The organism is Nitrospiria bacterium, from assembly GCA_036397255.1.
Taxonomy (GTDB): Bacteria; Nitrospirota; Nitrospiria; order DASWJH01; family DASWJH01; genus DASWJH01.
Genome location: DASWJH010000076.1, coordinates 46,648 through 56,404, shown reverse-complemented (window position 1 = coordinate 56,404; position 9,757 = coordinate 46,648). Strand labels below are relative to the sequence as shown.

Annotated in this window: 12 protein-coding genes; all 12 read right to left on the bottom strand. The window is 44.6% G+C overall.

Going from position 1 to position 9,757, the window contains the following annotated elements:
* The coding region (locus tag VGB26_09975; GenBank protein HEX9758114.1) for a tetratricopeptide repeat protein at positions 1 to 845 on the bottom strand (845 nt) is incomplete at its 3' end.
* Positions 846 to 859: 14 nt separating this feature from the next.
* Complete coding sequence (locus VGB26_09970) at positions 860 to 1,333, bottom strand: cytochrome c-type biogenesis protein (protein HEX9758113.1); 474 nt, start codon at positions 1,331 to 1,333, stop codon at positions 860 to 862.
* Positions 1,330 to 1,887 (bottom strand): redoxin domain-containing protein, encoded by a 558-nt coding sequence (locus VGB26_09965; GenBank protein ID HEX9758112.1) that lies wholly within the window; start codon positions 1,885 to 1,887, stop codon positions 1,330 to 1,332. The genes VGB26_09970 and VGB26_09965 overlap by 4 nt, the downstream gene beginning before the upstream one ends.
* On the bottom strand, positions 1,884 to 3,830 hold the full coding sequence (locus tag VGB26_09960) for a heme lyase CcmF/NrfE family subunit (protein HEX9758111.1): 1,947 nt from the start codon (positions 3,828 to 3,830) through the stop codon (positions 1,884 to 1,886). The genes VGB26_09965 and VGB26_09960 overlap by 4 nt, the downstream gene beginning before the upstream one ends.
* Before the next feature lie 95 nt (positions 3,831 to 3,925).
* On the bottom strand, positions 3,926 to 4,375 hold the full coding sequence (gene ccmE / locus VGB26_09955) for a cytochrome c maturation protein CcmE (GenBank protein HEX9758110.1): 450 nt from the start codon (positions 4,373 to 4,375) through the stop codon (positions 3,926 to 3,928).
* Position 4,376: 1 nt separating this feature from the next.
* Positions 4,377 to 4,868: a cytochrome c maturation protein CcmE gene (locus tag VGB26_09950; GenBank protein ID HEX9758109.1), complete on the bottom strand. Its 492-nt coding sequence runs from the start codon at positions 4,866 to 4,868 to the stop codon at positions 4,377 to 4,379.
* Positions 4,865 to 5,581, bottom strand: coding sequence for a heme ABC transporter permease CcmC (ccmC, locus tag VGB26_09945; GenBank protein ID HEX9758108.1), 717 nt, complete (start codon positions 5,579 to 5,581; stop codon positions 4,865 to 4,867). The genes VGB26_09950 and ccmC overlap by 4 nt, the downstream gene beginning before the upstream one ends.
* Before the next feature lie 24 nt (positions 5,582 to 5,605).
* Positions 5,606 to 6,283, bottom strand: a complete 678-nt coding sequence (locus VGB26_09940) for a heme exporter protein CcmB (GenBank protein ID HEX9758107.1) — start codon at positions 6,281 to 6,283, stop codon at positions 5,606 to 5,608.
* Complete coding sequence (gene ccmA, locus VGB26_09935) at positions 6,270 to 6,947, bottom strand: heme ABC exporter ATP-binding protein CcmA (GenBank protein ID HEX9758106.1); 678 nt, start codon at positions 6,945 to 6,947, stop codon at positions 6,270 to 6,272. The genes VGB26_09940 and ccmA overlap by 14 nt, the downstream gene beginning before the upstream one ends.
* 52 nt (positions 6,948 to 6,999) lie before the next feature.
* The gene (locus VGB26_09930) at positions 7,000 to 7,320 is read right to left on the bottom strand and encodes a carboxymuconolactone decarboxylase family protein (protein HEX9758105.1); all 321 of its coding nucleotides are present in this window, start codon (positions 7,318 to 7,320) and stop codon (positions 7,000 to 7,002) included.
* A 36-nt stretch (positions 7,321 to 7,356) separates the two neighbouring features.
* Positions 7,357 to 8,763 (bottom strand): protoporphyrinogen oxidase, encoded by a 1,407-nt coding sequence (gene hemG / locus VGB26_09925; GenBank protein ID HEX9758104.1) that lies wholly within the window; start codon positions 8,761 to 8,763, stop codon positions 7,357 to 7,359.
* Positions 8,739 to 9,740, bottom strand: coding sequence for a ferrochelatase (hemH, locus tag VGB26_09920; protein ID HEX9758103.1), 1,002 nt, complete (start codon positions 9,738 to 9,740; stop codon positions 8,739 to 8,741). Before hemH ends, hemG begins: the two co-directional genes overlap by 25 nt.
* Positions 9,741 to 9,757: the final 17 nt, after the last annotated feature.

Sequence of the window (9,757 nt, the reverse complement as noted above, 5' to 3'; positions counted from 1 at the left end):
AAAGCGGTTGTCCAACTTTCATCGGCTTCTGAAAATCGTTGAAGATGTACCAAAGCAAGTCCTTTGTACCATAAAAGAGCGGGCTCCCTCGGAAATTTAACCAAGGCCTTTTCCAAATGAGTCAGGGCATTCTCATAGCTAGGCAGCTGGCCGGTCTCAGCGGTTTCAATGAGAATGACTGCAACATTAAAATGGGCTTCATGATTTCTGGGATCCAATTCCACCACTTTTTCCCATGCCCTCTTTGCCTCCTCAACCCGGTTTAATGCCAGGTAGGAGCGCCCCGCCAAAATTTGTCCCTGGAGATCATTGGGGTTCTCTTTTAACCGCTCCTCTAAACGGGCAACCATTTCCAAAGGGTTGGGCATGCCTGGTATCGAAGCCTGGGCCATTGGTTGAGCCGCATTTCGGGTTTGCCCTTCCTTCCAATGTAAAAAAGAATAAATTCCCGCGGATCCCCCCATAACCAAAACACCTAAGGTAACCGCAAAGGCCCAACCCGTACCGGGTGCGGTATTGGGTGTTTTTGAACTTTTGGCAAATGGAGCCGTTTTAGAATGGGGTGTTAATTGATCCAGACGGTTGAGAACTTTTGCGAAGCGATATTCATCGATGGCTTTTAATTTTAAATAATCAGTTTCTGAAAATTTTCCCTGCACCCTCTCATCTTCTAATTCGGATAGGGAATGAAGAAGGGATTCTTTTTCGATTTCTAAATCAATTTTTTCTTGATCTTCAGAAAGATCATGAATAAAGTCCCCCTGCACCTCAATGGTCTTTAAAAAAGGGTAGGCTAAAAAAAGAACGGTACCGGCTAACAGAGAACCCACTACAATGACAAACATGAACCCTCCCCTCCTTATTCTCGGAATTTCCGTAGTTCCTGGTCGATCCGTTTGCGTGAGGATTCATCGATAGAGGGAACCCCTTCTGGCTTTTCTTTCTGGGTCTCCCTAACCCATTTCCCCAAGGTTCGGTAGAGAATCACCCCACCCACCAAAAGAAGGAGGAATGGACCACCCCATAATAGCCAATTGAGACCCTTTTTTTGAGGTTTCAAAAGGATGTAATCCCCATACCGGCTTAAAAAATAGGCACGAATGTCTTCGGTAGATTCCCCTTTCTCCAACCGCTCCCGAATAATCGCCCGCATCTGCTTGGCCAATTCTGCATTGGATTCCCAAATGGACTCATTCTGACAAACCGCGCAGCGAAGGGTTTTGGCTAAATCCCGGACTTGAAGATCAATTTTTCTTTCATCAATCACATTTCCCATCGATACGATCGGAAAGGTAAAAGAGGAAAAAATAATGAAAGGAAGGATCCAAATCATGAAACGGAAGGAGTTTCTTTTCTTAATAAGGGTTGAAGAACATTTTCAACAACGTGGGTATAGGTAGCACCCATAATGGGCCCCACAAACTTAAAACGAATGATTCCTTGTTGGTCAAACACAAACGTTTCGGGAACCCCATAAACCCCAAAATCGATGGAAATAGCCCCCTTCACATCCCGCACATGTCTGAAGTTGCTTCCGTGGATCCCAAGGTATTCCAGGGCATCTTTTTCTTTGTCCTGATAATTGATACCGAGCATGACAAAATCCGGGTTTCCTCCAAACCGGTCTTGAATAGCCAGAAGATTTTCATGCTCATAGCGACATTCTAAACACCAGGAGGCCCAAAAGTTGACCATGACAACTTTTCCCTGATAATCACTTAAAGAAATCGACGTTTCGGTTCCCACCTCCGGCCCTGAAAAATTTGGGGCTTGGGTCCCAACCAATATGGTTGGAATACTTCGAGGGTCCCCCCACAATCCTTTGTAAAAAAGGGTGATCAGACCAAAAAAACAAACCACCAAAACAATATGCCAAAAACGGATCACGTCGGCTCCCTTCTGGGCCGGAAAATATTCAATAAAACGCCTAAACCCATAATTCCCCCACCTATCCAAACCAAAAGAACCAGTGGGTTAACCAACGCCCTCACAATGACCCCTTCAGGAGATATTTCCGGCATGGTTAAAAAAAGGTGGCCCAGGCGTATGGTATAAATTGCAGATTCCGTAGTGGGAGTCTGGGAGTCCGGATAAATCCGCTTTTGAGGATGCAGGGTGGTAATAAAAGTCTCCCCCCGGTATACATCAAAAGCTCCCTCCTGGGCGGTCCAGTTTGGGCCTTGTACTTCCCGCAGATCCACCATGGTCAGGGTGTACTGCTTTAACTGAAGTTGATCACCTATTTTCATAGGAACCACTTTTTCGGTCTGATAGATAGTGGAGGCGATGATTCCCATAATTAAGACCAAGACGCCAAAGTGGGTCACTAAGCCTGCATACCGGCGCTGATTTTTAGAAAAAGCAGTGGTCAACCCCTTTAGAAAATGAACCTGATTACGCTTTGCCCAAAAGGAAGAGACTTTCCCAAAATCAATAAAAATAGTTGCCGCCACAAAGCTTACCACAGTGACCCCCGCTAATGCGTAGGCATTCCGTACCCCTACTCCCCAACCCACGATTAAACCCACCAAGGCCACAAGGGATGGAATCAAAAAGTTTTTCCGGATATTTTCCCCCGAAGCCTTTCGCCAAGAAATTGAAGGGGCAATCCCCATTAATAAAACCAATCCTAGTGCAATGGGCATAAAAACAGCATTATAGTAAGGAGGCCCCACCGAAACCTTGCTGGCCTGAAGGGTTTCAACCAAAAGCGGGTATAACGTTCCAAGAAAAACCGTAACCATGGCAATGAGAAAAAAAAGGTTATTAAAAAGAAACATCGATTCCCTGGAAACAACCGAATCTAACTCCACCTCGCTTTTTAATTTATGGGAACGCAGAATCAGTGTCCCAAAAGAAAAACCCAAAATCACCGTTAAAAAGGCAAGAATATAAAGACCCCGGCCTGGATCGGTGGCAAAGGTATGTACAGAAGAGAGAACCCCACTACGGACCAGGAAAGTTCCGATTAAGGAAAGAGAGAAGGTCACAATAATTAAAAAGATATTCCAAACTTTAAACATCTTTCGTTTTTCTTGAACCATGACCGAATGAAGAAAGGCCGTTCCCACCAGCCAGGGCATGAAGGATGCGTTCTCAACGGGATCCCAACCCCAATACCCCCCCCACCCCAACTCGTAATAGGCCCAATACCCCCCCATCATAATTCCGGCCGTTAACATAAACCAAGCAAAAAGAGTCCATCGTTGAGTTACCTTTAACCATTCTTCTCCTAAACGCCCTGAAAGAAGAGCCGCCATGGCAAAGGCAAAAGGAATGGAAAATCCAACGTATCCAAGATAAAGAAGTGGCGGATGAACCACCATGGCAGGATCCTGAAGGAGTGGATTTAAATCCTTTCCCTCTAGTGGAACCGGAAAGATTCGATCAAATGGGTTAGAAAGAAATACAATAAGCGAAAGGAACCCAAACATAACCAAAGACTGGATAGATAAAAGATAGGGTATGATCGCGGGTTGGGTTCTCCAGTGAAGCCATGCGGCCACCGTACAAAAAGTTGCCAAAATCCAAACCCAAAGTAATAAAGAGCCTTCATGCCCCCCCCAAAGTGCCGCAACGGTGTAAAACCAAGGAAGCCGGCTGTTGGAGGTGGCCATCACATATTTCACGGAAAAATCTCTTGTTACAAAGGCAAAAACAAGAGAAATCATTCCGATGGACAACAGAAAGAAAATGAGGGTAACCGCTTGTCGCCCGGCCTGGACCCAGGCAGGGTTTTTGGTTTTGAGGCCAATGATGGGTGTTACGATTCCCACCAAAGACAAAACCAGCGCTGTTACAACGGCAAAATTACCAATATCAACAAACATATATTTTTAAAAACCAACTCTCTTTATAAAGGCCAGACCCAAAGGGCAAATAAAACAACCCTTTTTTTTTTGAAAAAAAGCCCAAGGACTAAGGACTATTGAAGCGTTTTAATAAAATCCTTTTTGGGCAATTGAACCCCCGCTTGTTTTAATTCAATGGGCATATAGTCCTCGGAATGTTTGGCCATGATCATATGAGAGCGAAACGTTTTCTCCGTGTCCCAAAACCCTTCCACCACGGCCCCTTGGCCCTCCTTAAACAAATCAGGGGGAATTCCCTCAAAAGCCACCGGAATTTGATTTTCACCATCCGTTAATTCAAAAGTCATTTTGAGTGTATTGGGAACCACCTTTAGGCTGCCCTCCACTACCATTCCTCCGACTCTGACCTTTTTACCGTAATATTCTTTGGAGAGGGCAATCACTTCCGAGGGGGTAAAAAAGTAAACCAGGTTTTCTCCAAAATTCCCTAACGCCAAGTACCCTAATGCTACCCCAACGATCAACATGCTGATAATCAGGCCATATCGCTTATTCTTACTCAAATCACCTCTCCTCCGGTTTGTAGGCTTTGGCTTCTTTGATTTCAATATACAACAACCGGACCTTGCGTTCCATATGAAAGAGAAAAAGAATCATTGGAAAAAATGTAACTATATAAGCGGCTGAAATAAAACCATAATTTGGAACCAACCCTAAACTCTGTGATTTCAATTCCTGATCTGAAGGATTCCAACTTCCAATGACCACCAAGGTTTTTAGTTCCCTTAGACTATCGGAAGGCGGCCCTGAATAGCGAACGGGAAGCTCAACCCCCTCTCCCGAGAGCAAAAAGGTTGTTTCTTTGGGCGAAACATTCCGAAGAAGACTGCCCCCTTGGAGAGTCCCCATCACCCTCACGACCTTCCCGGATTCTTGCTGTAAAGCCTCTTTCGGAGTGATGGTGGTCACCTCATCAATATACCGCTGGACCCCAAAGCCAACAATGACAGCCCCAGCGAAAAAAATGATAAACCATCGCAGATAGAACAGGTTCACGCGCTTTTGATTACTTCCCCCCCTTTATTTAACAAACTTCCCTGTTTGGCCTCTAAAAGTTCTTCCAAATAAATCATTTGAGTCCGGACGCTTATTAAATAAATAAAGAGGAATAAAAAACCCACCGCCATGATCGTTAATGGAAAAAATATTTCCGCAGAAAGACTCAGTCCTCTCATTGAAACCGATGCGGGTTGATGAAGTGTTCTCCACCATTCCACTGAAAAATAGACGATGGGAAGGTCCACAAACCCCACGATGGCAAACACGGCAGCATACCGGGCTTCCTTTTCTTTATCATCCATAAACGCCCTTAACATCAAATAACCCATCAGAATGAGTAACAAAATCGAAAAAGAAATTAACCGGGCATCCCAGGTCCACCAGGTATTCCAGGTGGGTTTGGCCCAAATAGAGCCGGTAATGAGGGCTCCAGCGGTAAAAAGCACACCAATACCCGCAGCTGCCCGACACATATTATCAACCATTGGATCTCGTTTCCAAAGATACCAAAGGCTCCCAAAAAAAAGAGTAGTATAAGCCAATAATGAAGTTTTGGCCAAGGGAACATGAACATACATAATTCGAACCACCTCCCCTTGATAATAATCAGGGGGTGAACTGACCAATGCCAGATAAAGGCCGGTTAACACGCAGAGGGCTCCTGAGACCCCAAACCATCCCTCAAATCGACGAAAAAAACCAATGATCATGTTTCACCCCAAAATAAAACCGCTTTAGTAATCCATTATAAACTCAAAAACCCAAAAAGATACAATTGTAAAAACCACATCAAAAATAACCACCAATTCCATCCAATGCCTATAAAACGAAAAAGGGTCGGTACTGAGAACACCCCTTGTTGCCTCTACCGATCCAATAATTAAAGGAACCGCCAGGGGCAAAAGAAGAACGGGAAGTAAAACCTCCCTTGCCCGGATTTGAACCGTCATGGCGGAGAAAAGGGTTCCAAGAGCGGAAAGCCCAAAAGAACCCAGAACAAATATTATCATGAGAATCGGAATTTTATCAACCACATCCAAATTAAAAAAGATCACAAACAAAGGAAATAAAATGACCTCAACAATTAACATAAAAAAGAAATTGCTCACCAACTTTCCAACGTAGATTGCCGTTCTTGGGATAGGACTCATTTGAAGACATTCCAAACAATCATTTTCGGTCTCCGATAAAAAGGACTTTCCCAAACCGATAATGCCAGTGAAAACAAAGGCCACCCAAATGATCCCACCCATTAGGCTTTTTACCATTTGTTGGTCCATGGAAAAGCTAAAACTAAATATTAAAATAACAATTAGGGCAAAGAAAAACATGGATGAGATCATTTCTCGCCCCCGAATCTCACATATTAAATCCTTCCAGATGACCCATCGGACCACTCTAAAAAAGCTCATGGGCCTCCACCAGCTCCTGAACAGCAATTTCCTTCATTACCCCTTGCTGAAGACAGGCGGCCCGATGGGCTACCTCGGCTGTTTTCGTTCGATTATGGGTAGTCATTAAAATTGCAGTTCCCTGTTCTGTGATGTCCTTCATAAATTGATTCACAAGGCCCATCCCGGATTCATCCAAAGCAGAGTAAGGCTCATCCAACAGGAGAACCTTGGGGTGAACCAAAATGGTTTTGGCCATAGCCAACCGTTTTTTCATCCCCTCTGAAAATGCCCGCACTTTAAATCTGGCAAATGGACCGATATCCACCCGATCCAAAGCCTTTTTTACTTCTTGATCCGTTCGGGAAATCCCCCTGAGAGCCAAAGAAAAATTTATATTTTCAAGGGCATCCAATTCATTATAAAGGTAGGATCCATGCCCTACGAGTAAAAATAAATTTCGAACTTTATCCCGGTCTTTCACCCCATCCAACCCCATCATCTGAAAGGTCCCGGAGGTTGGACGTTGAAGCGTTGATAATATTTTTAAAAGGGTGGTTTTTCCGGCTCCGTTAGGGCCAAACAAAGCAAAACATTCCCCCTCTTCAACCTCAAAAGAAACCTCTCTCAGAACCTGAAAATGGTGGTAACCCTTTGAAATTTGAAACCCCTGAACCGCCTTCAAAAAAAACTCCTTTTTTAATTTCCTGGTTTATAGGGTATGGACCCTTAGCCCATCACCTGGTTCTTTTCTTCCTCTTGAACACTTCATGAACCACTTGGAACGCGGCTAAAATAGTTGGAAATCCGGTCAAACCCATGCCCTGAAGAATGGCCTGGTAGGTTTCAGCCGGGCTGGCACCAGCCTTCCTCGCTCTGGAGACATGGGCAACGAGCCCCCCTTCACGCCCCAAAGCCGCTGATATCCCCACCTTAATGAGTTCCACCGTCTTTTCATCCAAAGGTCCTGTGTCCGTGCAGGTATCCCGAAGATTGGCATAGGCTTTCCAGACCTCTGGAAACTGTTTCCTAAAACGTGTAAGTGTCTGAGGCATCATTTCCCCCTTCTTTAAAACCTTTTTTTTTAAAAAACATCAACCCCCATCCTTCACTGCAAAAAAAGCATCAACCTTTTTTGAAAGGTGAAGCCCGTTTAAAATGCAATCAGCAACTGAAACACCCTTCAGGAAATTTCCTCCAAGAAAAATTCCAGGAAAATCTTCTAAACGTTTTTCAATTTGAATTATTTTTTCAGTGTAACCCAACTGAAATTGTGGAATGGCATAAGGATACCGGATCACCTTCGAAAATTGAGGAGCTTTTTGAACTCCAATCAACTGGTTTAACTCCTTGATCACGATATCGATCAATTGTTCATCGGAAGCTTCCAAAATTTCGGGTTTTCTCGCACCCCCCAGAAAATTAGTGGTGGCAATGCAACCTTCGGGAGCACGGCCCGGGAATAAGGTCGAATTCCAAAGTGACCCCAAAAGGTCAAAGCCTTCCCGGGAGGGAATCAAACAACCAAACCCATCCAACGGATGTTGAATGGCAGTCCGATCAAACCCCAAGAAAACCATGGCTATGGGAGCATAGTGAATACCCTTCAGATGTTCTGAAAGTGAAACGCATAACGGATGGATCAAATGGGAGGTCCAATAAGCGGGGGTAGCCAAAACCACTGCATCCCCATCGCACGCCACCCCTCGATTTTGGGTTACCCCTTTCACCGTTATTTTGGGAGGATTATTTTGATAATCTAACTCCTTGACCTCCCAGCCCGATTGAACCGATTCTCCCAACCAATGAGATAAACCCTGGGTGAGTTCACCCATCCCGCTTTTAAAAGAAAAAAGACCTTTTTGGGTCTCTTTTCTTTTTTTCTTTCCCTTGAACAAAACCCCCTTCAGCAAGCTCCCATAATCCTGCTCCAAATTAAACAATCGAGGGAAAGTACTTCGAACAGACAACCGGCAAGGGTCTCCTGCATATATTCCTGAAACAAACGGATCGATACCATACTCAACCATTTCTCGGCCCAATCGTCTTTCAAAAAAGGATGCGACACTTTCGTCTTTTTCTTCCCCTTTTTTGACGAAGGGTTCTTTCAAAAGCCGGAGTTTTCCGCGCATACTCCAAAGGTCCGTCTTTAAAAAGGCCCCAAAACCCAAAGGAACAGCGATCAACTTTCCATTTTTGACCAGGTACCTTTTTTTGGAAACGGGGTTTCCCGGAATACGGCTTTCATCCAAACCTAAGTCTGAACATAGTGTTTGAACCTCTTCATGCTGATCGAGGGTACTGTTGGGGCCTGCTTCCACCAGGTACCCCTCATGAAAATAACTTTTCACAAACCCACCGGGCACTTTTTCTTTTTCCAAAAGACGAACAGAATGACCCAATTTTCTTAACCCATAAGCGATGGAAAGACCGGAAATCCCCCCTCCCACCACAATAACCGTTTTCTGGGAAACCTTCATAACCAACGGTTCGAGTGACAAGAATCGACCACAATGCCAGATAGCGCTTTTATAAATGCTGGAGAATCGTTAAGGGAAGGCATCCGATGAAACCCATGGATTCCCAGTTGGTGCGCCAAGTCCCGATACAAAATATCCATTTCATAGAGCGTTTCAGAATGGTCGGAGACAAAACTGATCGGAATCATCAGGAGGTTTTTAACCCCATGAGCCGCAAGGTCTTTCAGCATTTCATCCGTGGAAGGACCCGTCCATCTTAAAGGGCCCACGCGGCTTTGATAACACAGGTGGATCGGATAGGACCCGCCCAAAGATTGTCCAATCAACCTCACGTTTTCTTCAATCTGATTTTGATAGGGATCCCCTTTTTGGATTAAACGAAGCGGAACCCCGTGAGCGGAAAAAACAATATGAAGCGGTTGGTTTTCCAACACTGGAATATTTTGAAGGGCATTTTTAATTTGAAGCACCAATGAATCGATGACCAAAGGATGGTCGTACCAATGAGGAATTTTTAAAACCTCCCAATTCTCTCCCCCTTTTTCTTTCCGAACCCTCTCAAACTCTTTAAAACTAGACTCCGTGGTGGCCGTTGAAAATTGAGGATACAAGGGCAGCAAAACAACCCTTTTTAAATTCAACCTGCCCATTTGGTCAATTGCCTCTTCGGTGGTCGGGTGCCAATAACGCATGGCAATTAAAACTTTAAAATTACCCTGGGATTTTAACTCCTTCTCCAACCCTTCCGCTTGCTTTCGGGTCAAAGGGAAAATGGGAGAACCCCCTCCGATTTTTCGATAGTATTCTTTTACCTTTTCTGCCCGTCTTCGGGCAATGGTACGGGCTAAAAAGGACCGAGCAAAACGACCAAAAGGAAAGGGAAGGATATCCGGATCTAAAAAAAGGTTTACAAGAAAGGGTTCAACAGCATCCAGGGAATCAGGGCCCCCGAGGTTAAGCAACACCACACCAATCGGTTGCATATCAGTGTTGGACATGGGATTATGACACCTTA